At 44.9% G+C, this 22,875-nt stretch carries 21 protein-coding genes; 8 read left to right on the top strand and 13 right to left on the bottom strand.

All coding sequences use genetic code 11. The annotated features are described in order from the left end of the window. Positions 1-56: 56 nt before the first annotated feature. The 3 genes from ACQY6Q_RS01140 to dgcN are packed head-to-tail and all read right to left on the bottom strand — an operon-like array spanning position 57 to position 2,905. Positions 57-914: a D-amino-acid transaminase gene (locus ACQY6Q_RS01140; RefSeq protein ID WP_427976886.1), complete on the bottom strand. Its 858-nt coding sequence runs from the start codon at positions 912-914 to the stop codon at positions 57-59. Between the two features lie 12 nt (positions 915-926). After that, the gene (dgcA, locus tag ACQY6Q_RS01135) at positions 927-1,901 is read right to left on the bottom strand and encodes an N-acetyl-D-Glu racemase DgcA (protein WP_427976883.1); all 975 of its coding nucleotides are present in this window, start codon (positions 1,899-1,901) and stop codon (positions 927-929) included. Beyond that, positions 1,901-2,905, bottom strand: a complete 1,005-nt coding sequence (gene dgcN / locus ACQY6Q_RS01130) for an N-acetyltransferase DgcN (protein WP_427976881.1) — start codon at positions 2,903-2,905, stop codon at positions 1,901-1,903. The genes dgcA and dgcN overlap by 1 nt, the downstream gene beginning before the upstream one ends. Before the next feature lie 817 nt (positions 2,906-3,722). Between dgcN and ACQY6Q_RS01125 the strand changes: the two genes are divergently transcribed. Together ACQY6Q_RS01125 and alr are read left to right on the top strand one after the other, a co-directional pair. Then, a complete protein-coding gene (locus ACQY6Q_RS01125; RefSeq protein ID WP_427976879.1) occupies positions 3,723-5,090 on the top strand; it encodes an alanine/glycine:cation symporter family protein in 1,368 nt (455 codons plus the stop codon). Positions 5,091-5,168: 78 nt separating this feature from the next. Next, positions 5,169-6,245, top strand: coding sequence for an alanine racemase (gene alr, locus ACQY6Q_RS01120; RefSeq protein ID WP_427976877.1), 1,077 nt, complete (start codon positions 5,169-5,171; stop codon positions 6,243-6,245). A 344-nt stretch (positions 6,246-6,589) separates the two neighbouring features. Here alr and ACQY6Q_RS01115 read toward each other — a convergent pair whose 3' ends face one another. Then, entirely contained in the window at positions 6,590-7,609 is a 1,020-nt protein-coding gene (locus ACQY6Q_RS01115) for an aldo/keto reductase (protein WP_427976875.1), read from the bottom strand. A gap of 631 nt (positions 7,610-8,240) precedes the next feature. Here ACQY6Q_RS01115 and ACQY6Q_RS01110 point away from each other — a divergent pair. Genes ACQY6Q_RS01110 through rlmM form a run of 3 tightly spaced genes read left to right on the top strand, consistent with a single transcriptional unit; the run spans position 8,241 to position 10,588 of the window. After that, positions 8,241-9,167, top strand: coding sequence for a transcriptional regulator GcvA (locus ACQY6Q_RS01110; RefSeq protein WP_427976873.1), 927 nt, complete (start codon positions 8,241-8,243; stop codon positions 9,165-9,167). 1 nt (position 9,168) lies between these two features. Then, entirely contained in the window at positions 9,169-9,534 is a 366-nt protein-coding gene (locus ACQY6Q_RS01105; RefSeq protein ID WP_427976870.1) for a DUF423 domain-containing protein, read from the top strand. After that, positions 9,527-10,588, top strand: coding sequence for a 23S rRNA (cytidine(2498)-2'-O)-methyltransferase RlmM (rlmM, locus tag ACQY6Q_RS01100; RefSeq protein ID WP_427976867.1), 1,062 nt, complete (start codon positions 9,527-9,529; stop codon positions 10,586-10,588). Before ACQY6Q_RS01105 ends, rlmM begins: the two co-directional genes overlap by 8 nt. A 68-nt stretch (positions 10,589-10,656) precedes the next feature. Here rlmM and ACQY6Q_RS01095 read toward each other — a convergent pair whose 3' ends face one another. The 6 genes from ACQY6Q_RS01095 to queF form a co-directional block, all read right to left on the bottom strand. After that, positions 10,657-11,664: an isocitrate dehydrogenase gene (locus tag ACQY6Q_RS01095; protein ID WP_427976865.1), complete on the bottom strand. Its 1,008-nt coding sequence runs from the start codon at positions 11,662-11,664 to the stop codon at positions 10,657-10,659. A gap of 225 nt (positions 11,665-11,889) precedes the next feature. Beyond that, positions 11,890-12,678 carry a flap endonuclease Xni gene (gene xni, locus ACQY6Q_RS01090; RefSeq protein ID WP_427976863.1) on the bottom strand — a complete coding sequence of 263 codons (789 nt, stop codon included), beginning with the start codon at positions 12,676-12,678 and terminating at the stop codon, positions 11,890-11,892. After that, positions 12,659-14,041: a nucleotide 5'-monophosphate nucleosidase PpnN gene (gene ppnN, locus ACQY6Q_RS01085; protein WP_427976860.1), complete on the bottom strand. Its 1,383-nt coding sequence runs from the start codon at positions 14,039-14,041 to the stop codon at positions 12,659-12,661. The genes xni and ppnN overlap by 20 nt, the downstream gene beginning before the upstream one ends. A 93-nt stretch (positions 14,042-14,134) precedes the next feature. Continuing rightward, entirely contained in the window at positions 14,135-15,724 is a 1,590-nt protein-coding gene (locus ACQY6Q_RS01080) for a GGDEF domain-containing protein (protein ID WP_427976857.1), read from the bottom strand. 122 nt (positions 15,725-15,846) lie between these two features. After that, positions 15,847-18,006 carry a hypothetical protein gene (locus tag ACQY6Q_RS01075; protein WP_427976855.1) on the bottom strand — a complete coding sequence of 720 codons (2,160 nt, stop codon included), beginning with the start codon at positions 18,004-18,006 and terminating at the stop codon, positions 15,847-15,849. An 18-nt stretch (positions 18,007-18,024) separates the two neighbouring features. Then, the gene (gene queF, locus ACQY6Q_RS01070) at positions 18,025-18,888 is read right to left on the bottom strand and encodes an NADPH-dependent 7-cyano-7-deazaguanine reductase QueF (protein ID WP_427976852.1); all 864 of its coding nucleotides are present in this window, start codon (positions 18,886-18,888) and stop codon (positions 18,025-18,027) included. Positions 18,889-18,948: 60 nt separating this feature from the next. Between queF and syd the strand changes: the two genes are divergently transcribed. Continuing rightward, positions 18,949-19,491 (top strand): SecY-interacting protein, encoded by a 543-nt coding sequence (syd, locus tag ACQY6Q_RS01065; protein ID WP_427976850.1) that lies wholly within the window; start codon positions 18,949-18,951, stop codon positions 19,489-19,491. On the opposite strand, the gene ACQY6Q_RS01060 is transcribed toward syd, so the two are convergent. Genes ACQY6Q_RS01060 through ACQY6Q_RS01050 form a run of 3 tightly spaced genes read right to left on the bottom strand, consistent with a single transcriptional unit; the run spans position 19,488 to position 21,606 of the window. Continuing rightward, on the bottom strand, positions 19,488-20,261 hold the full coding sequence (locus tag ACQY6Q_RS01060) for a Zn-ribbon-containing protein (RefSeq protein WP_427976847.1): 774 nt from the start codon (positions 20,259-20,261) through the stop codon (positions 19,488-19,490). The genes syd and ACQY6Q_RS01060 overlap by 4 nt on opposite strands. Positions 20,262-20,263: 2 nt before the next feature. Further along, positions 20,264-20,551 (bottom strand): hypothetical protein, encoded by a 288-nt coding sequence (locus tag ACQY6Q_RS01055; RefSeq protein ID WP_427976845.1) that lies wholly within the window; start codon positions 20,549-20,551, stop codon positions 20,264-20,266. An 8-nt stretch (positions 20,552-20,559) separates the two neighbouring features. Next, on the bottom strand, positions 20,560-21,606 hold the full coding sequence (locus ACQY6Q_RS01050; RefSeq protein ID WP_427976842.1) for a DUF3549 family protein: 1,047 nt from the start codon (positions 21,604-21,606) through the stop codon (positions 20,560-20,562). 133 nt (positions 21,607-21,739) lie between these two features. On the opposite strand from ACQY6Q_RS01050, the gene ACQY6Q_RS01045 reads away from it, so the two are divergent. Both ACQY6Q_RS01045 and truC read left to right on the top strand, forming a co-directional pair. After that, positions 21,740-22,057: a YqcC family protein gene (locus ACQY6Q_RS01045; RefSeq protein WP_427976840.1), complete on the top strand. Its 318-nt coding sequence runs from the start codon at positions 21,740-21,742 to the stop codon at positions 22,055-22,057. Beyond that, a complete protein-coding gene (gene truC, locus ACQY6Q_RS01040) occupies positions 22,050-22,820 on the top strand; it encodes a tRNA pseudouridine(65) synthase TruC (RefSeq protein ID WP_427976837.1) in 771 nt (256 codons plus the stop codon). The genes ACQY6Q_RS01045 and truC overlap by 8 nt, the downstream gene beginning before the upstream one ends. Positions 22,821-22,875: the final 55 nt, after the last annotated feature.

Raw genomic sequence — 22,875 nt, 5'->3', positions numbered from 1 at the left:
TTAGTTTACCCCTTCACCTGAGGTGCAAAGACCGCAAGTGAAGGATTGATTTGGCTTTACACTGCGGCAGCTTGGGCCACTTCGATGTAAATTTTACGTAGCTTTTGCGCTATTGGCCCCGGTTTCCCATCGCCTATTGGCTTGCCGTCAATCTCTATCACTGGCCAGACAAAGGTGGTGGCTGAGCTAACAAAGGCCTCTTGGGCTGCGTAAGCTTCTTCTATGGTGAAGTTACGCTCTTCCACTTCGAGCTGAGCATCTTCGGCGAGTTGTAACAAGCTAGCGCGAGTAATACCGTGCAGGATGTCATTGCTTAAAGGCCGGGTGATAATTTTACCTTGCTCGGTGACGATGTAAGCATTGTTGGAGCTTCCTTCAGTGACATAGCCGTCTTCAATTAACCAAGCATCGCTGGCTCCAGCTGCTAGCGCTGCTTGTTTGGCCAGACAGGGGGCAAGCAGACCCACGGTTTTGATGTCGCGGCGCTTCCAACGAATGTCGGGAATCGAAATAACTTTCATGCCTTTAGCGGCTTTAGGGCAGTCGATTAAGGACCGAGATTGGGTGAACAATACCAGAGTGGGAGTGGTGTTCGCTGGGAACGCAAAATCGCGGTCACCGGCATTGCCACGGCTAAGTTGCAAGTAAATACCCCCTTCGCTTAAGCCATTTTGTTTGATGAGCTCGCGTTGGATCTCGGTAAGCTGCTCGCCACTTACAGGCAAAGTGAGTTCGAGTTCGGCGCATGAGCGCTCTAAGCGGGCTAAGTGGCCGGCATTATCGATGAGCTTACCGTCGAGTACTGCGGTGACCTCGTAGACCGCATCTGAGAATAAAAAACCACGGTCAAATACCGACACTGTTGCTTCTGATTCGGGAAGGTAGTTCCCATTTACATACACGATACGTTGCATGATGATTTCCTCTTAGCCCCACAGCTGCGCTGTGAAAGGCAACATCTGATTATTATTAAATTCAAAACCATGTTCGATGTCTTCACTGAGTAACAGCGGGCCATCAAGATCAACAATTTCACAGCCTTGAGCCACCACAAACGCGGGTGCCATGCTGAGCGAGCTGGAGAGCATGCAACCTACCATAATTTGCAGCCCTGCTTGTTTGGCTTGTTCCTTTAAGGCTAGGGCTTCGGTTAAACCGCCGGTTTTATCGGTTTTAATGTTGATCATGTCGTACTTGCCAATGATGCTGGGTAAACTGGCGCGGTCATGGCATGACTCGTCGGCACAAATTGGGATGGGGCGAGCCAAGCTTCTAAGCGCCTCATCATCATCGGCCGGGAAGGGCTGTTCGATCATGGCTACATCTAACTTAATTAATTCGGGGATCAGTGAGTTATAAAGATCTACCGTCCAGGCCTCGTTAGCATCAAGAATGATCTTGGCGTTAGGCGCGCCTTGGCGAACAGCGGCGACCCGTTGTAAGTCTTCTGTTCCCCCCAGTTTTAGCTTAAGCAGCGGACGAAAGGCGTTGTCGCTGGCCGCTTGTTGCATTTTAGCTGGTGTATCCAAAGACAAGGTATAGGCGGTGGTGAGAGCGGCGGGTTTAGTCGCCACTTGTTGCCAAATCGACATGCCAGATAACTTGCACTCTAGATCCCACAGGGCACAATCTGCAGCATTGCGTGCAGCACCAGAAGGTAGCAACAGCTGTAGCTCTTGGCGGGATATGCCTTCGCGTAGGCGCGGTAAGATCCCTTCCAGTTCAGCCATTACGCTTTCTATCGACTCTTGATAGCGAGCATAGGGCACACATTCGCCACGGCCAATCTTGCCTTGATCTTCTATTTCAACGATGACGGTATCCGCCTGAGTTTTACTCCCACGAGAAATAGTGAAATGTCCGCGAATTGGCCAACTTTGGTTAGATAAACTTACCTTCATTATAGTTCCGCCAATGCTTCAACAATGCGGCCCACGCCTTGGCGGAATGGATCAACAACCGGTAGACCGAACTTTGCCTCAAGTTGAGCCATATACTCCAGCGCTTGTTGTTCTTCTAACTGAGAGGTGTTTACTGAAATGCCCACAAATTGCACCTTGGGGTTGGTCAAGCTGGCGGTAGCCAAGTTTGCCTGCATGCAAGTCTCGATATCAGGTAGAGAGTAGTCGGGTACGCCGCGCATATGGCTGCGGGTAGGCTCATGACACAATACCAAGGCATCGGCTTGTGAGCCGTGAATTAAACCGGTGGTTACCCCAGCAAATGAAGGGTGAAATAAGGAACCTTGACCTTCAATAATATCCCAGTGGTCGTCACTATTGGCTGGCGCGATGGTTTCAATGGCTCCGGCGATAAAGTCGGCTACCACACAGTCGGCGCTGACCCCTTCGCCACAGATCAAAATGCCAGTTTGTCCGGTGGCTCTGAAATCAGCATCCAGACCTTGTTTCTGCGCTTCTTTTTCAATGGCTAATGAGGTGTACATTTTGCCGACTGAGCAATCTGTTCCCACGGTGAGCAGGCGTTTACCGGAGCGTTTTTTACCATTGGCAACCGGATAGCTTTGGCTTGGGTAGCGTACATCGAACAACTGACGACCATGCTTTTCTGCGCATGCAACCAATTCGGGAATGTCGTTGAGTTTATTATGCAGGCCCGCCGCAATATCAAGGCCCGATTCTAACGCTTCAATTAGTACGCTAATCCATTCATTAGAGATGATGCCGCCTCGGTTGGCGACGCCAATCACTAAGGTTCTTGCTCCTGCTTGTGCTGCCTCGGCAATTGAGAGATCGGCTAAGCCGCAATCGGCATTGCAAGCTGGCAAGCGAAATTGACCCACGCAATACTCGGGATGCCAGGTTTTGATGCCTTGGGCAACCTTTGCCGCGAGTTGATCGGCAGCATCGCCTAGAAACAATAGATAAGGTTTTTTCAGTTCCATTACTTTTTACTCCGTAAAAGGTGTTGCTGGTGATCATTGGTTTGGTTTCAGCAGCATCGTTGTCCTTGTTGATTGTTATAAGACCTTTAGCAAAAAGCATGACAAAGTTTCGTATCTAGTTGGCTTTATGGTTAAAAATACTTTAGTTCGACTGGTAAATTTGGCTGTTGCTAGGCAAATTAAGCCATTTTTGATGCAGTTGGTGTATTTACAAAGTGCTGTTTTTTTTAGTTTGTTTGGGTTTTAATTTTATGGTGAATTTTACTCCCAGAACAATTTATCAATAGTGATGGAAAGCTGGATTTATATAATATTGGATTATTGGTGGTTGCTTAGTTAGATGCTCTGCAAGTTTTTCTGCTGATTTTATTTTCCATGTTTAATTTTTTATTGCAGTCTTTATCGGATGACCCGATTTTTTTTGTAAACAATGCCACTTATTGCACCTATTTGGGATTTTGTTGGTGTTTTTGCACGAAATTGGTGCTTACTCGACTGCGGATTTAAGCATTACCAGCAACTATGGTTAGTGTTAATAAAATGTATCGCCATGTTTCAACGAACTTATTGTCTATAGAGCTAACTTTTAAAACAAATCTTTTCTAGTGTTTTATTCTTTATGTTGTGCTTGTTTTTGGATTGTTGTGCTGTTTGGTTTTGAGTGGCTATGTGTTACAACCCTTTAACATTTGTTGGTTTGTTGCGCGCTCAAGGCAACGATAACCGTCATTTGTTAATGCTTTGGGGAAACTTGGTCTGCTACTTGCTTTGAGTCATTTTAGTTAGTTAATCAAATTTATTTATGGAGAAACAAAAAATGGACTTTATCTCTGGGCTGATTGGCCAGTTGAATGGCATCGTGTGGGGTGTACCGATGCTGGTATTAATTTTAGGGGTCGGGATATTTCTCACCGTAGGTCTAAAGTTTATGCCAATTCTAAACATTGGTCCGGCTTTTAAACTTATGTGGGATGGCAGAGGAGCAAGTGGGAAAGGAGAGATTCCGCCTTTTCAAGCTCTTATGACCGCTATGTCTGCAACCGTGGGTACCGGGAATATTGCAGGTGTGGCAACAGCGGTTTTCATTGGTGGTCCGGGCGCACTATTTTGGATGTGGATGACCGCCCTATTGGGGATGGCCACTAAGTATGCTGAAGCAGTATTAGCGGTGAACTATCGCGAGAAAGATGAGAATGGCGCCTATGTGGGTGGCCCTATGTATTACATTAAAAATGGTATGGGCCAAAAGTGGGCTTGGTTAGGTACCTTATTTGCAATATTTGGTGCGGTAGCTTGTTTTGGTATTGGCAATGCGGTGCAGTCAAACTCGATTGCCCAGGTGCTATATTCTAACTTCTCTTTTTCCCCTTTAATTGTCGGTCTTATCATCATGCTCCTCGCTGGTGGCGTGATCCTTGGTGGCTTGAAGCGAGTGGGCAAGTTTGCTGGCGCCTTGGTGCCGGTGATGGCACTGGCTTATATCGTATGTGGCTTGATCATATTGCTGATGAACCTTAGCGAAATTGGTCCGGCGATAATGACGATACTGCAACATGCGTTCTCGCCGGCTTCGGCTCAAGGTGGTTTTGCTGGCGCAACGGTTTGGATGGCAATCCGTTTTGGAGTAGCGCGTGGCGTCTTTTCCAACGAAGCAGGTTTGGGGTCTGCACCGATTGCTCATGCTAGCGCGCAAACAGATGAGCCGGTTCGCCAGGGTTTGATCGCCATGTTAGGTACTTTTCTCGATACCTTAGTGATTTGTAGTATTACTGGGTTGGTGATTGTGATTTCTGGTGCTTGGACTGACGGTGCCTCAGGAGCGGCATTAACCTCTGCAGCCTTTGACCAAGTTTTCCCCGGCTTCGGTGGTTACTTGGTGGCGATTAGCTTGGCGGTATTTGCTTTTACTACCATCGTGGGATGGTCTGTCTATGGCGAGCGTTGTGCCGAATACTTGTTTGGCGCAAAAGCGGTACTGCCATTTCGTTTGCTATTTATTGTTGCCTTGCCGGTGGGCGCCATCATGGAATTAGATTTTGTGTGGTTGCTAGGTGATACCCTTAACGCGTTGATGGCGGTGCCAAACTTAATTGCTTTGGCGGTATTAAGTCCGGTGGTATTTAAGTTAACCAAGCGTTACTTTGGTCAGCAGCAAGCGCTTGATGATGCGGCCACTGAATCTTAATGGATTGGTCCAGCTTTAGCTGGCCGAGTTGTTAACTCGGTCAGCTGCTATCTTCAGTTTTCCCATTAAGGAGGAAGGATGTTCACTGCAGAAGCTGTGATCGATCTACAGGCTTTACAACATAATTACCAGATCTTGAAACAGCATTGTCCAGAGCAACGGTTAGTTGCGGTTATTAAAGGAGATGCTTACGGCCATGGTGCGCTGCGAGTGGCTCAAACCTTAAGCACTGCAGATATGTTTGCTGTGGCTCGCATTGAGGAAGCATTAGAGTTACGAGCAGCGGGTATCGAGACGCCCATTTTGTTATTGGAGGGCTGTTTTTGCCTTGAAGATTTAATACTTGCTGCGGAACAGCGCTTTCATACGGTGATCCACAGTGACTTTCAATTACAACAGTTTACTTCGGCGCGCCTACCCAAACCGATGCGGGTTTGGCTTAAGTTAGATACCGGAATGCATCGAGTGGGCATAGAGCGAGCACAATTTTCTGAGTTTGTGCAGCGGCTACAGAGCTCAGCCAACCTTGCTGGAGAGCTGGGTTTCATGAGCCATTTAAGTTGTGCCGACGATTTACAGTCGAACACGACCCGCCAGCAGATTGCCTTGTTTGAAGATTTAACCAAGGATTATAGCGGGCCCAAAACACTGGCTAACTCTGCCGGCGCGTTATTTTGGCCAGATGCCCAGTATGACTACGTTCGAGCTGGGATTTCGCTGTATGGCATTTCGCCCAGCGAGCACTCGATAGGCCAACAGCATCAGTTAAAACCAGTAATGAGTTTAAAGTCGAAATTGATTTCGGTGCGCCATCATCGCAAAGGTGAACCGATTGGTTACGGTGAAATTTGGCGTGCCAGTGAAGATACTCTGATAGGTGTGGTCGCCATGGGTTACGGTGACGGTTATCCACGGTCGGCGCCTGCGGGCACTCCAGTTCATATTAATGATCGGATTGTTCCTATTGTTGGTAGGGTGTCGATGGACATGCTAACGGTTGATTTAGGCGCGGATGCTAGCGATAAAGTGGGTGATAGCGTTGAGCTTTGGGGCCGGCAATTACCTATTGAAAGAGTTGCTCAAGCCATTGATACCATTCCCTATGAGTTATGCATTAAGTTGACTAGGCGGGTTGCCAAGACGTTGGCTTCGTGAAGCTCGGCCTAGCTTACTTGTTTCTGACACTAGAAAACGAAGCGGCCTGAAGATAACTAGGTTATTCAATGTCTTATTAGCGGTGACTGGTTTAGCCTGTGTTGAATCCGCTGAGTGTGAATGACATGCCACGCGCATGAGTGATATCCCAGCGGTTCGGTAAGGTATGAAGCTGTAAGTAAGCCGACTTACCTGAGTACCTAGCAGAGTGGGTGGAGTGGGGATATTGCGAGAAGGTTGTTGTTTTTCATTGATATCCAGCTGGAACTCATTTCTACAAAGAATAAACAAAGGCGCCAATGGCGCCTTTGTTATTTAAGCCCGAAACTTCCTTCACAGTTTAACTACTGCTTGGCTAAAATTTGCTCGATGGACTCGAGCTCTTGCTCACTAAACGACAAATTATCTACCGCTTTAACGTTGTCAATCAGTTGCTGAGGCGAGCTGGCACCAATCAATACAGAACTTACCTCGGGCTTTTCTAAGATCCATGCCAAAGCCATCTGTGACAAGCTTTGGCCTCGTTGCTGGGCTAAGCTATGCAGCTGTTTTATTTGGGTCAAGTGCTCATTGACGCTGTCTTGCTGTAAGTAGGACTTGCTGTTGGCCGCGCGTGAGTCCTTGGGAATGCCATTGAGGTAACGTTCACTCAACAAGCCTTGAGCAAGAGGAGAGAAGGTGATAAGGCCGACTCCTTTGTCATCGAGTAAGGGCATCAGTTGTTGCTCCGCAGCGCGGTCAAACATGGAATAGCGCACCTGATGGATTAGGCAGGGCGTACCTAGTTCATTAAATAGATTTAAAGCTTGTCGGGTTTGTTTGGCACTGTAATTAGAAATGCCAACATATAAGGCCTTGCCTTGACGCACAATGCTGTCCAAGGCTCCAACGGTTTCTTCTATTGGCGTTTCATCATCTGGGCAATGGTGATAGAACAAGTCCACATAATCTAAACCCATTCGTTTTAAGGATTGGTTAAGGCTGGATATCAAATATTTTCTAGAACCGCCCACACCATAAGGGCCTGGCCACATGTCGTAGCCCGCTTTAGAAGAGATAAACAACTCATCACGATGCTGCGAGAAGTCCATAGTCATTAGCCGTCCAAAGGTGCTTTCTGCTGAGCCATATGGAGGACCGTAATTGTTAGCTAAATCGAAATGAGTGATGCCTAGGTCAAAGGCGGTGCGCAACATAGCGCGGGCGTTACTGAAATTATCGTGTTCTCCAAAATTATGCCAAAGGCCTAAAGATAAAGAAGGAAGCTGAACCCCGCTGTTGCCGACACGACGATAAGGCATGTTGTTATAGCGCTGAGTATTGGCCTGATAGGGAAGCACTGGCGCATGGTCATTGATTTTCATAAATACACCTGTAGAAAGAAATCCTTGTTAGTTTACGTTTTATCAGTTTATCGGTGTAGCGATTCGTTGTCGCTAGCATTAGCCTTGTGATTAAACCCTCAAAGTGCTTGGCTTAAGCGCTGTCCATTTCATGGCGGTGGATTGTTAGGTTAATAGTAAGGGGTAAAGCTCGATTGGCGCGGCTATCAACATAAACGGTGATGAGAATAAAAGGGCTTGAGCGATAGGGATATTTAGTGAGCCGGATCAAAGATTAATTTTTTTAATGATTACTGAAGTTGTGTTTACTTAAGCCAAAGTTGGCTTTAGTTGCTTATATTTCTGAAATATAGGCAAAAAAAAGCCACTGCGTAAGGCAGTGGCTTAAAATTCTTTTTGACAGACAGGGTCAAAATAAGAAACAGGGAAGTCAGCAAATAGGCTGACAAATGCAAACACAACATAGCAATCACAGCCACTACAAATCCGGTAACGACTTGAAGAGGCCTGACATAACACCTTGATCTTAGGTGCTGTGTCAGACCCCTTCAGCTGATTGCGGGGGCATAATAAGCTTCAACTAGCCGTGCAACAACAGATAATTTATAATGCCCATAGATTAGAAAAACTTATCCGTTAACAGGGTGTGAATATGGCGCGTCGTTTGCCTCCATTAAATGCATTAAAAGCCTTTGAAGCGGCAGCTAGGCATTTGAGCTTTACTCGTGCAGCCGAAGAGTTGTTTGTGACTCAGGCGGCAGTAAGTCATCAGATTAAAGCCCTAGAAGAGTTTCTAGGTTTAAAGCTTTTTCGTAGAAAAAACAGAGCATTACTTTTAACTGAGGAAGGCCAAGGCTACTTCTTAGACATCAAAGACATTTTTATTTCCTTGACTGAGGCGACAGATCGTTTGTTGGCAAGGGGGGCAAAAGGAACCATTACTGTCAGCTTGCAGCCCAGTTTTGCTATTCAGTGGTTGGTACCGCGTTTATCTCAGTTTAGTGAGCTACATCCCGATATTGATGTACGCATTAAAGCAGTTGACCTCTATGAAGGCTCCTTAACCGAAGACGTAGACGTAGCCATTTATTATGGCCGGGGTAATTGGTCTGGTTTGCGCGCAGATAAACTGCATACCGAATATTTGTTGCCGGTTTGCTCACCAAGCTTGTTGGTGGGAGAAAAGGCCCTAACCAAACCAGAAGATTTGCAATATCACACGCTGCTGCATGATACCGCCAGACGTGATTGGAAAGCATGGTTTAAATTGGTGGGTTTGCGCCAAATGAACGTGAATCATGGCCCGATCTTTTCACACTCCACCATGGTATTGCAGGCTGCGGTTTATGGGCAAGGGGTGGCATTAGGGCATAGTGTTTTGGCTAAGCCCGAAATTGAAGCAGGGCGCTTAGTGTGTCCCTTTGAACAAGTATTACTGAGTAAAAACGCCTATTACATGGTGTGTAAACCCAGTCAAGCTGAGCAAGGTAAGCTGGTGGCGTTTCGCGAGTGGATGATTTCGCTGGTTGAACAAGAGCAGCAAGAGTTTGTCCATGAAGGTCTAGTAGAGATTGAATAGCATGAGTAATAAGAGGGTTTCGGCACTACCTATGGCATTGGCGTTATCGGGTGCCTTTGCAGTGATGATGGGGGCCGGGGCTGCCCATGGATTAAGCCGTATTTTGGGTGAAAGCCAATTATCTTGGGTGGAAACGGCAGTACTTTATCAGCTATTTCACCTCGTCGCCGCATTAAGTGTGTTTGAAAAACGTCGTCTAACTGCCTGGTTGTGGCTGGTGGGAGGCTGGTTGTTTGCGGGTAGCTTGTATTGCTTAGCATTTTTTGGCTCAAAAGTGTTTGGGCCAATAACGCCAATTGGCGGAGTGGTAATGATCATTGGCTGGTTAAGTTTGGCTTGGCCAATAAAGAGTAAAATAGATGAGTAGTGTGATTCTATATTGTCGCTCTGGCTTTGAGAGTGATTGCGCCGCGGAAATTCAATTTCATGCCGAGCAACTGGCTTACTTTGGTTATGCCAAAGCGGTAGCCGACAGTGGATTTGTCGAATTTAACTGTTATATCAGTGAGCATACACAAGCGCTGTATCAGGCTATTGATTTTCGTCAGTTGGTATTTGCTCGACATTGGTTTTTAGCACTTGAAGAATTGCAGTTAGATGAAAATAATCGAATTGCATCTATTTTGGCCCTTGAACAACAACTGCCAAAGTGTGGCAGTTTGCGTTTAGAGTACCCAGATACTAACGAAGGCAAGGCGCTGTCTAGCTTTTGTAAAAAGTTTTCGCGTCCTTTAGAGAAGGCCCTAATAAAACATCATTGGTTAACCGCCAAAGCTAATCTTAAGCTGCCGGCTATGCAGTTATTTTTTACCAGCGGTACACACTGTTGGCTTGGGTACGCTGATACGCGTAATGGTAATCCCCAGCACAATGGCATACTGCGGTTAAAGTTTCCGTCGCAAGCGCCTAGCCGTTCTACTTTAAAACTCGACGAAGCGTTTATGGTATTGCTGAATCAGCAGGAGCGAGAGCAGTACTTAGTTAATGGCCAGCATGCGGTTGACTTAGGTGCCTGCCCAGGAGGATGGACTTATCAATTAGTACGGCGAAATATGTTTGTGGCAGCGATTGATAATGGCCCGATGGCGCCATCGTTAATGGAGACTGGGCAGGTGCAGCACCATCGAGAAGATGGTTTTAAATATCAACCAGAACGAAGTAATGTCAGTTGGTTGGTCTGTGACATGGTGGAGCGCCCTGCAAAGGTCACTAAGTTAATGTTGAAATGGTTGGCTAACGGCTGGTGTCAATATGCGATGTTCAATTTGAAATTGCCTATGAAACAGCGTTTTAATGAAGTACAGCAAGATTTAACCCTGTTACGTGAAGGCTTGGCAGAACTAGGCTTAGAGCACGAAGTCAGAGCTAAGCACTTGTATCATGACAGAGAAGAGGTCACGGTATTTGCTCGACTGATTTAAGCTGAGATGAAACTAAAAAAGCAGCATTTACTACGCTGCTTTTTGTTGAGATTAGTGGGACTTAGCTTTTATAGTCGGTCTAAAATCGCTTGGGTAAATTCTTTAGTGCCGGCACTACCACCTAAATCACGGGTGGTTCTGTCACCACTGGCAATAACATCCTTCACTGCATTTAAGATTTTCTCAGCTTTATCGTCCATACCCAAATATTCCAGCATTTGAATACTGGCGAGGATCACCGAGGTTGGGTTAGCAATGTCTTGGCCTGCAATATCCGGTGCGCTACCGTGTACTGCTTCGAATATTGCCGCCCGTTCACCGATATTAGCGCCTGGCGCCATACCTAGGCCTCCTACTAGACCTGCACATAAGTCAGACAGAATGTCACCGAATAGGTTAGTGGTGACCATTACATCAAAGCGCTCAGGATACATGACCAAATTCATGCAGGCTGCATCAACGATCATTTCTTCTGATTCGATGTCGGGGTAGAGCTTAGCCACTTCGCGAGCCACTTCAAGGAATAAACCTGATGTGGATTTCATGATGTTAGCTTTATGTACAGCGGTCACTTTTTTGCGACCTTCTCGACGGGCCAGTTCATAGGCAAATTTTACAATTCGCTTAGCACCATCTCTGGTGATCACACTCATTGCTTCGGCGCTGTTGCCATCTTCACTGCGTTTTTGGCCTATACCAGAGTACATGCCTTCAGTATTCTCGCGAACCGTAATGATATCGACATTTTCGTAGCGAGCTTTGGTTCCCACAAAAGAGCGAACGGGTCGCAGGTTAGCGTAAAGATCAAAATGCTTACGCATGGAAACGTTAATCGAAGTAAAACCGGTACCAACAGGTGTGGTCAGTGGGCCTTTAAGCGCGATACCATTTTGTTCTATTAGTTGGAGTGACTTTTCTGGCAATAGACTGCCATCACTTTCTAGGGCGGCTAGCCCTGCGTTGGCGTAATCATACTCGAACCCACAACCGGCTTTATCCATGATCGCGATTGCACTTTCGATAATACTAGGTCCAATACCATCTCCAGGTATGACGGTGATTCGTCTCGTTGACATATATCTTCCTAATTCGTAGGCATTCTTATTATCGGGGGAGGAGGTAACACTCCGTGTTAATACCCAAATATCAGGTGTTTGGGCAACAGCTAGTTTACAATTTTTTAACGCTATACTCAAAGTTAAATAGCTAAGACTTAGGTCTTAGTTGTTAAGATATAACAGAGCTTAGGCCTTTGTGGAAAGGCTTTTCCCTATTTTAGCAAGGGACGGCTGTTGGTTGATTCAATCTTGCTGATAGCGTAACTGCTTTAACGAAAAACCTAGTTTTAAATCGGTTCTCAACTTAAGAAGACGCTGAGCCTGTTGTAGTTGTTGGTGATTCTTTTGTACTTTTTTTGCGAGTTTTTGTGGCTGAGGCTCATCTAATATCGCCTGTACATTAGGATATTGTGAGAGAAGCTGTTGAGCACTTTTGGCCCCAATACCGCTTACTCCTGTTACATTGACGCTGCTGTTTCCCACTAAGGCCCAATAATCGTTGAGTTGGTTGATTTGGATACCGAGTTTGTCTTCTACTTCTGAGATGGTGATGTACTCCCTTCGGAAGTAGTCGTAAAGGTGAACCCCTTGGTTGAGTAAGGAATAGTAGCCTCGGTCGGTAGACACAATACTCACCGGATAATTGGCTGCGGCCGCTTTACTGGCTAGGGTGGCACAAATATCGTCGGCCTCGTGTTCAGGTGCCGAAATTGAGTCAATGCCAATATCGAGTAATAGATCTTTTAGTTGCTCTAGTTGCTCGGCTAACTCCTGGGGCATGGGCGAGCGGTTTTGTTTGTATGAGGGAGCGATTTGTTCTCGCCACGCAGAGCGCTCGCCATCAAATACAGCGATAATATGACTGGGTTGCAGAGATGTGGTTATCCGCCTACAGGCACTTCTTAGCGCCTGCTCGGTGGCTGCCGCTAATGATGAGCTTGCTGCTCGTTGCTGTTGAACGGCAAAAAGTCGGCGGATCAAATTAAGGGCATCAATGATGACTAATTGTTTGTTATTTTGTTGAGCAGCCATTTTTACCAAATTTGCCTATTTTATAGCAGGGTTCATAGTGGCTTCCGGGCAACTTCATTCGGTGCTGTGAGACAAAATCTTCTAATAGTTTGTCTAACATCTTCATTATTTTAGGGTCGCCATCGATAACAAAAGGTCCATTTTGTTCAATTTGTTTTATCCCTTCTTCTTTTACATTTCCGCTAACAATGGCAGAAAAAGCTCGGCGTAGATTAGCCGCTAGATCTTGTGGTGCTTGATCGTAATGAAGGTTGAGCTTTTCTACATTCTCGTGCAAAGGTTCAAATGGGTGTTGAAAATCCCCATCTATTTTTAAACTCCAGTTAAACGAATAAGCGTCTCCAATGGCGCGGCGGTAGTCTTTTACCTTTGGCATCATCTGTTTAATGGTTTGTGCGGCTCTAGCAGCGTCATCAATGATAATTTGATAATGTTGTTGGGCTTCATGTCCCAGAGTTGCACCAATAAAATCGTCGATACTCTTAAAGTACTGCTCACTAGACTTAGGACCTGTTAGCACAATCGGTAGAGGCTGGCGTGCATTTTCTGGGTGAAGCATTATGCCCAATACATATAAGAGCTCTTCGGCGGTGCCTGCTCCACCGGGGAAAATAACAATGGCGTGGCCGATTCTGACAAAGGCTTCAAGGCGTTTTTCAATGTCGGGCAAAATAATTAATTCATTGACAATAGGGTTGGGCGGTTCAGCGGCAATGATACTGGGTTCGGTTAGACCGATGTAACGCCCATCATTTACCCGTTGTTTGGCATGACCAACCGCTGCGCCTTTCATGGGGCCTTCCATTGCCCCTGGCCCACAGCCGGTGCAAATATTCAGCTCACGTAAACCTAACTGACTACCCACTTCGCGAGTATATTGATATTCCTCGTCGTTAATTGAGTGCCCCCCCCAACATACCACTAAATTGGGTTCCGTTCCGGGGTGAATTACCCGAGCGTTACGTAAGATAGAAAAGACTAGGTTAGTGATATGGGATGATTGGTTAAGGTCTAAGTTAACTTGTTCTTTAATTTCGTTAGACACATAAACAATATCGCGTAAAACGCTGAATAAGTGTTCTTGAATACCGCGGATTAACTCTCCGTCGACAAAGGCATCTTCAGGCGCATTAGCCAGCTCTAATTTTACGCCCCGCTCACGGCTGAGAACATTGATTTCAAAGTCTTTATAGCGTTCTAGTATTTCACGGCTACTGTCTGTTTTACTGCCCGAGTTTAGTACCGCTAGGCTGCAATTGCGATACAACAAATAGATATCTTCTGAGGCGGCTTGGGTGAGTTGATTGACTTCGAGTCTCGACAGCAAATTCATGCTACCGACGGGATTGATATGGGTAATCATTAACACCTCACGACTTATTGTGTAATTTTATATTTACAGTATAGCGCGAGGTGTTTGATTTTGGGCGGTTATTTTCAGTAAATTAGAAACTAACTAGCTGATTATATTAACTTTGTCTCGGCCGCTGCTTTTAGACTCGTACAAGGCCTGGTCGGCACGTTCAAATGCATCAAGCGGTTTATCATTTTCTTTAAATAAGGTTGCACCGATGGAAACGGTGACCGTTACTTGTTGATCTTTGAATCTAAATGGAAGCGCTTTGATTTGTTCGCGAATATTATCTAAAGGCACCATTACCGCATCGGGTGATATATTAGGCATGAGTAATACGAACTCTTCGCCGCCGAAACGTGCCAGAAAATCGGTATCGCGCAGGTTGTTTTGTAGCGCCCGAGCGATAACTTTCAAAGCCTTATCACCAGCCATATGGCCAAACTTATCATTAATTGACTTAAAGTGGTCAATATCAATGATGGCCATACCTAAGTTGTAGCCATAGCGCTTCCAACGTTTGTATTCCAATTCTAAGCGTTCATCTAAAGCAGCACGGTTGTAGACTTGAGTGAGGCTATCGATAAACAACTTATGTTTATGGGCATTGAGGCGCTTTTTGTACTCATTGGTTTCTTCGCGCACTAGGCGCAGTTTTAGCTCTACCTTGCTTAACTCATCGAGTAATTCGCTGGTGCGTTGCTCAAGTTGCTCTTTTTCTTTGAAGACATCGGCAATTTGGATTAGGCGATTCTGTATAGAGTTTTTTAGGCTCTCTAAGTTGTCACTGGAGCGAACTTCCGCCCCCAGCTCTAGAATGCGTGTTTTTAATTGGCCGTCATTATGTCGTTGGTCTTTATGAATTAATTTAGATTGGTGTAGAGAATCGCTGAATTTATCGTGAACCCCTTCCAAACTTTCGTTAAGAGAATATAAAAATTCTTGTGAGGCTTTACGCTCTTCTCGGCTGCCTTCAATCACCAGCTGAATGACTTTAATACATAAATTAGGTAGATCTTCAGGCTCTATGCCAACCAGCAGCTCAGAACGTATTTGAGCGAGTTGAGTGCCTACGTCACCAGCATAATCTAATTCGGTAATTAGACGCTGTAGGTCATCGCAGATCCGCTTGTGTAAACGGCTGTCTAGAACGCTCTCTTTCGGCTTTAAGGCTGCGACATTTTCTGAACTGGGTGCGCCCCCTACTATGGGTTTGTTAATCAGCGCTTGATAATAATAGTTTAGTAATTGCTCTAGCCGCTGTTGATTGTCTGTATGAGAGTAGGAAGGGGGATGATCTAAAAAATCGGTGAGTTTTCGGCGTAATTGTGGCGGCAAACCATTGATACGTTTTAGCGATTCCCCTGACGTTTTAATAATTCGCTGATTGTGAGCAAGTAGCTTTTTTAAGGTTTCACTATGTTGTTTAAACAGCCCATCCAAGTCGTGTTGGTACTGGGAAATTACCGAGAGATCGGAATTAGTTTCAACTTCTTTTACTAGCTTGTCTAATTTTTGGTCAAGCTGTTCATCTATGCCATAACAAATTTTTGATAGGCGAGAAATGAGCTGGCTTATCGCTTTATTTTCCATTCTAACCTTTGCTTCTTGGTTTGAAGGATCGTTGTTGGAGCTATTTATTTCGTTTCTCACCAACGCAAGTCGCTTCTTAATAGTGATGATGTCGCTCATCGTTTAAACCAATACTTCCTAGCGTGCCAAATATTAACTGAATTTAGCATAACATTAGTCGTTAGGTAACTACAGTCCCTTGCTTTTAGGGCATTTGTTTTCTTTTATGTGTTCGTTTTTGTTTACCAACTTATCAAACTCTTGTCAGCTGAGGCATTCACCTTAACTAAACCCTTGGCAATGGCTTGCTTTATATCTTGAGTGATATCACTGCAGAAAAATGCAGCGTGAGAGCCACTCATTGCGCTCAGTTCTAGCCACTGACTCTGTTGGGTTTGGGCGCACAGTTGTTGTGCTCCTTCTAGGGCAAGCCATACAACCTCAATCATTCCTTTATCGTCAATGGCGTCTTCAGCTTTAACTAAAAATGGCTGACTACAGCAGCCAATGGCCATGGATAACTCAATTTGTTGTCTATCGGCTGACATCTTTGCACAAGCTACTAATTGTTGGCATAGCTGATAAGGGGAAGTGTTAGCTTGGTCAATACATAAGATTAATTGTTTGTCATTGATATGACCTAGCTGGTAATTCCCTTCTAAATTTTCTTTTAAATCGCTAATTAGGCAAGTGAGCAAATTGCGTTGAGTTTGAAAGCCTAGCGTTTGATGACTGGCTAAACCAAGGTGTTCAATTGACAGAATGGCAAGGGTTCGCGAATGTGGAGCCTTATGTTGTGAGCCACGCAAACAAAGGAGTGGAATTTCGCTATTGGCTAGCTGTGGTAAGCCGGTCATAGGATGAAGCGTAAATTGTTCTGTCAGCTGATTTAAGCTGGTGGTTTTGCTGAGTAGTTTTTGCCTTGTTACGAGGTAGAGGAACAGCAACATAATGCCAAAGGCACACACCAACACCAATATGAGTTGTTGAACGTTGCTTTGTTGCACCATTAAGGCTTTTTCTTTGGTTAATTCTGAGAGCTGTTGAGCTTGTTCAATATATTGGTAATGCTGTTTAAATTGTTCGCGTTTTAGTTCGTTGCGGATCTGCTGATATTGCTGGTTAAGGTTGTGGTATACCTTGAACTGCTCTAAGGCTAAGTCGTAGTTACCATTTTGTTCGTAAGCTTGAGTTAGCAGTTTATAGACTTTGCTATGGCTACTGCTTAAACCCATGGTATTGGCAATTTTCTCGGCTTTCTCTAACTGTAAGATAGCCAAACCATTTTCGTGGTTGTTGATATGCAGTTCACCTAGTAATAACAAGCTTCGTAGTAGTTTGTTGGTGAGCTTTAATTCACTAAATAGCTGCCTCGATATTTGTAAATGCACTAGCGCGGGAGTGTAGTTAGACAATTCCATATAGGTTTTGCCTAGTTGTAATTCAATGTCGGCCAGTAAGGGCTTATTGTTGTTGGCTTTGGCAATGTCTTTTGCATTGAGATAATGCACTAAAGCCGCGTCGATATCACCAGCCAGCTCTGCCATGTCACCCAGTACGGCTATTTCTTTAGCTTGAAGATCTGGGTTATTTAATTGCACAGCACTGGCAATCGCCTCTTGTTGATATTGCTCAGCAATGGCGAGTTCGCCTTGGTCTAAATAGACTTTAGCGATATTGGCGTTGACGATGCTGTTAAGTAGTTGTCCTTCAGGGCTGGGCCTTCCTCGTTCATCTATCTTCGCTTCACTTAGGTGACTTAAGGCTAGTTCCGGTTGTTGGTTGGTGAGGTAGTATTCCGCTAGTAAATTTTCTGACCATGAACGAATTATCGTGGATTTACCTGCGTAGGCTTCTTCTTTTGCCTTGAGTAAGTGATTTTTAGCCTCGTTACTTTTCCCTTGGCTTTGATTATAAATAGCCAATACCTTTTCTAGTTGAAAACGCATATTGGGTAGCGGGAACACGTTGAGTTTGTCTAAGTTTTGCTGTGCTAACTGGATGTAGTGGTAGCTAGCACTCGCTTGATTAGGATCTCCACTAAGTATTAATCCAGCAATAATGTAGGCTTGAGTTAAATAGGCTTGATATTGTTTGGCAGAGGCCTGTTCGATTGCCTTATTGATAAAACTTAAGGCTTGTTCGGTATGCTTGAGACGGTAAGCACAAAGTGCACCGAGCTGTTCGCTGAGAATTTGTTCGCCTTGCGGGTCTTTGGACTTAATGGAATTACGCTGGGGTTGAGCAATTTCTTGCAAGCAAGCCCTTGGGTTGGCAATTAATAATTGTCGCAAGGGCTCGAGGTTTTTCGGTACGTGAATAAAGCCGTGTTCATAAGCGGCTAGATTGCCACTTATTAAGCAGCAGAATAGGGCAAATAAGCGTACGACTTTAACTGACACGTTCAACTAGCTAGCCTTTTATTGTCGGAGTAAACGCCAATTGCCCAACTTTTGCTCTGCTTCAGCGGCATTGGTGCGCATGGGGTTGATATCAAGCCCGCCGCGCCGAGTATAACGAGCATATACAGTTAGCTCGTTGGGCTTACAGAAGTGCATGATGTCGCAAAAAATTCGTTCAACACACTGTTCATGAAATTCATTGTGTTGACGGAAGGAAACCAAATAGCGCAGTAGTGCTTCACGATTAATCTGAGGCCCTTGGTAATCGATATAAACGCTGGCCCAATCAGGCTGGTTGGTAATTAAACAGTTTGATTTTAGTAGATGACTGTTTAGGGTTTCATTGACCGGCTGTTGTGGGTTGGCAGCTCCTGTTAATAAGCTTGGATTGAGCTGGTAGTCATCGATGTTGATGTCTTGCTGGTCAATGTTTATCCCAGGTAGCGCACTATTGTTATAGCTACTGTCTATTGGGATTAGGCTCACTTCAACCTTGCCTTCGGCACAGTTTTGCAAGTCTTTACGGAGCGTGTCTTCTACAGCAGCGGCGTCAGCAAAATGGCTTTGGTTGAAGCTATTTAAATAAAGTTTGAAAGACTTAGACTCGATTAAACAGCGAGAGTCAGCCGCCACTTTTACTTCTGCTATCGCTACCACCGGTAAACCTGAATTATTCAACCAAGATAACTCATAAAGGTTCCATAAATCATAGCCCTTAAAGGGTAAGGCTTGATTTTCGTTGAGCTTAATTTGTTGGCGATTTATGCTGCGAGGCACGCCTTGTAATAATTGTGGTGAGTAGTGGCTTATATAGTCAGTGGGTTTACCAAGGCTTAAACTGTCTTTTAATTGTTCAGAGGTGTCTAAGGATTGCTTTTTCATGGTGTTGTTACATCGAATTAGTTAGGCTTAGTCTATCTTAATTTGAAACGAAACACATCTATGAACAAGCCTATAAGCTCTCCTCTCTCTGTAGTTTTTTCTAAGTTTGAACAAGATTGGCAGATTAACGGTTATCCGAGTATCGACTATGACCCAGATTGGTTATCTCCTTGTCAGTTAGGTGAGGAGCAGAATGGTAATATTCTATGGAAACCCTTTCTTCGTGAGCAGCAAGGAGATTTTTCGGGTATAGAACACGCCTTAGAACTGCCCTTACATGCCAGTGTAAAAGCGTTTTATGGTGATTATTTTTCTGCTGGTTTAGTCATGGATTATCAGCAGAATCGCATCGAATTAGTACAAGCTTGGAATGAGCAAGACTTTGAGATGTTACTGGAAAATATTATTGGTCACCTACTAATGCAAAGGCGTTTAAAACAGAAGGCCACCGTGTTTATCGCTACCACTGACGATGAAATGAAAGTGGTGAGTATTGATAATGACAGTGGTGAAGTGGTTCTTGAACAGCTGGGTAAAGGCATTGAACTCGTTCTGGCTAGTTGTTTAGATGAGTTTTTAGCTAAGTTGGTCGTTGCTGCTTAGCTTTTAAAGTCCCACGATAGATTTGATACTAATCGACAACTGTCGCACTTGAAGTCAAAAATATCGTGGACGCTGTGTTCTAGGCGCCAATCGCTATGGCAGTTAGGGCAAGTTCGGTTTTGTTCGCTAGTCAGGCTTTCGCCTCCCACTCTATACAAGTAATAATAAGTGGGAACTTTAGTGAGATACTCCAGCCTTTTACAAAGATCATAGCCGCGGCGAAATAGTCGACTGTTTATCTGGCTAATCTCGTTTAGTGCGCCGTGTTCTAGAATGCTGCCATTCATTTGTAACTGGTCGCAAGCCGACCAATCTTCTTGCCATTTAATCAGTTGTTTATGGTCGCCATTGGCCACCGCTGGTAAGCGATACAGAGGAATGGGAGTGAAGTGTTCACCGCAGCGCAGCGGTGAGCAGGTTTGCAAGTAGTTGGTATAGAGTACTTGCCATATGGGTGTATGGCACTCATCGCTGTCATCGGAGTTTATATCGCGCCCGAGTAACTTCAGTTTGGGGCTCAGTAAACCGACATCGTGTAAGCCCTGTTTCGCCCTCTTTACTTGGTTACTTTGGTATTTTTCTAGCAAACTATCTTGCAGAGGAGAAACTACTCGGCAAGCGAAAACAGCCTCTTTTAGTACAAGTGGAAACTCTCGGCCAATGATTTGCCCATTGTAGCGCCAGCAATCGAGTAAACCATTGATGGCTTTTTCGGCTTGGCTAATGGTGGTATCGCTGTAGCATTCGAAACGAACTTCATATAAGAACATGCTTAGTTGTTTGCCTCTAGTCGTTTTATGCGATCTACTAGCTGAGCCAGTTGAGTTTCAAGCTCGGTGACGCGTTGTTCAAGCGAGTGTTTGGGCTCAGTTTGCTTGGTTTCAGCAGGCGTGGCGAGTTGCTTAAGAATGTCGGGATTTTGTTTATATGCCTTAATAGCATCAATAACAATCGGCATAGGGACCCGGCTGGTGAGCCTACTTTTAACCAGCGCTAGGGTGGGTTCTTTATTTTCATTTACCAGTGTTTTTATTGCGAGCAGGGCGATTTGTTGAGACATAAGCTTACCTAATGAGTTTGTTTGGCCTGATAAAGCTGGAGCAATTGGGCGACAGCCCCTTGCAGCGCAGGGGAGTTGTTGGGATCGCGTAGCTGGGCCAATACAAAGCTGCGTAGCTGAGGGATGAACACTAAATCGCTAAAAATTTGATAAAACAGTTGTTGGTCTTGTTGTCGAGCTAGCGCTTCAAAAAAGTGCTTGAGTAAGTCTGGATCACTTAAATGTGGCCATAAACGCCCGGCTATCGCAATGAAGCTGTGGACTGAACTCGCAGCATCTAACTGTAATATGATGGCTTTTTTGGTTAGTTGGCTAACTTGGGCACCATTTAAAGCGCGTAAATATACACTGGCTAACTCTTCATTTTTTTCCAATTGGCTTTGATGTAAGCTGGCGATGCAATGGCTTAGTTGTTGGTCCAGTGGAACGTGTTCTAATAGCTCCAAGGTTTTTTGCGTGACTTCCATGGGCAGCTTGGGTAGAGCGTCACAGAGTAATTTACTGTTACCCTCCTTATCTAAGCGAGCAACTAGGTCGGCCAGCCCCTGCAACGCTAGCTTTTGCCATTGTTCCCAACGGCTTTCATCGGCTAAATACTGACGCACTGCAGCGTAGTGCTCTGATGGTGGAAGTCGACAATCACGTTTATAAATGGCGTTAAAAAAAGCCAATTTTTCTTCAATCGGTTTATAAATATATTGATTGTTTGCCAATGCCTGTTGTTGCTGTTCACTGGGTTGCTGATTAAGTTGCTGACCCATGGCCTCGATCACTAATGTAATGAATTGGTCACGAGCCCCCAAGTGAATAAAACCTTGTTCGTCTACAGGGAATTGCAGAAACCAAATATAAGGTGTGTTTGACTGTTGTTTTTGCCAAAAACATAGAGCGAAACGAGCGTGCTGCTGAATGGGCGCTGGATAGGGGCGTGTAGCGATTTCTATTTGATAAAAGTCTTGCTTGTCAATGCGTTGTACTTGTCGACCCATTTCGAAAATTTGAAGCTCACTGCCCGAAGCCTGTAGTATTTCACTGAGAGTAGAGAGTTGTTTCATTAAGTCTATTCGCTGTTCTTTGCAAATTTTGCCGTCAGTATCCACATTTATTAGGCCAAGGGCAATTGTTGATGAAAGCTTGGGAGCTGGGTGCACGCGATGATATAATTCGCTCTTTAGCCGAACAAAATTGATGTCGCAAATTATCCTTGAACAACTCCAGCAAATTGAGTGCTGTTTAAAGCAAGCTCAGTGTTGGCAGCATAATCCTCCTTCGGCTCAGGCCTTGGCTAGCACTCAACCATTTTGTATCGACAGCCTGTCATTCACTCAATGGCTACAGTTTGTGCTGTTGCCTAAAATGTATCACTTAATCGAGAGTGATTTACCGCTACCTACTGCAGTGGCGATTAGCCCTTACGCTGAAGAAGCATTGAAACATGAGTCTTTTGATGGAGAAGAGTTGCTGGCGGTTCTAAAAACCTTTGATGCGAGTTTCTCAAATGAATGAGTCTGGGCTTTTATCTAGCGAAGATATAGAAGAAATAGAAGTGATCGGCTCTCAATTAGATGTGTTATACGAAGATGAACACTACGTAGCAGTCTATAAGCCAGCAGGTTTATTGGTTCATCGTAGTTGGATAGCAAAAGAGGCGAGCCAATTTGCTATGCAGATGTTACGCGACCAATTGGGCCAGTATGTTTATCCGGTACACCGGCTCGATCGTCCAACCTGTGGCGTACTCATCATGGCGAAATCTTCGGAAGCTGCGCGTAAATTAGCTGAGCAATTTTCTTCACATCACATTGAAAAAAATTATTTAGCAGTGGTGAGGGGGTATGTTGAGGGAGAGCATATCCTCGACTATCCCTTGAAAGAAAAGCTCGATAAGATGACCGACCGACAAGCGCGAGAGGACAAACCGGCACAAACTGCGATAAGCGCATACCAAGGTTTACAAACTGCGGAGTTACCTTACCCATCAGGAAAGTTTCCTACATCGCGCTATAGCCTAGTGGCGATGCAACCTAAAACTGGAAGAAAACATCAACTTCGACGTCATATGCATCACCTGAGTCACCATATTATTGGTGATACTACCTATGGAGACGGGCGGCATAATCGTTTGTTCCGTGATTTGGGCTATCCTGGGTTGTGGTTGTTTTCTAACCGTTTGAGCTTTATTCACCCTTATAAGTTGAAGTCAATTGAAATTGATTGTCCCTTGCCAAGCCGTTGGAAACGCTTATATCAATTAATGACTTGGAATTAGTTCACTCTTTATTAATGATCTAGATCACAAATTTTGCATTCAAACGGAACCGTGA

Source organism: Agarivorans sp. (assembly GCF_050295395.1).
GTDB lineage: Bacteria > Pseudomonadota > Gammaproteobacteria > Enterobacterales > Celerinatantimonadaceae > Agarivorans.
This window is presented reverse-complemented; position numbering and strand designations above follow the sequence as displayed.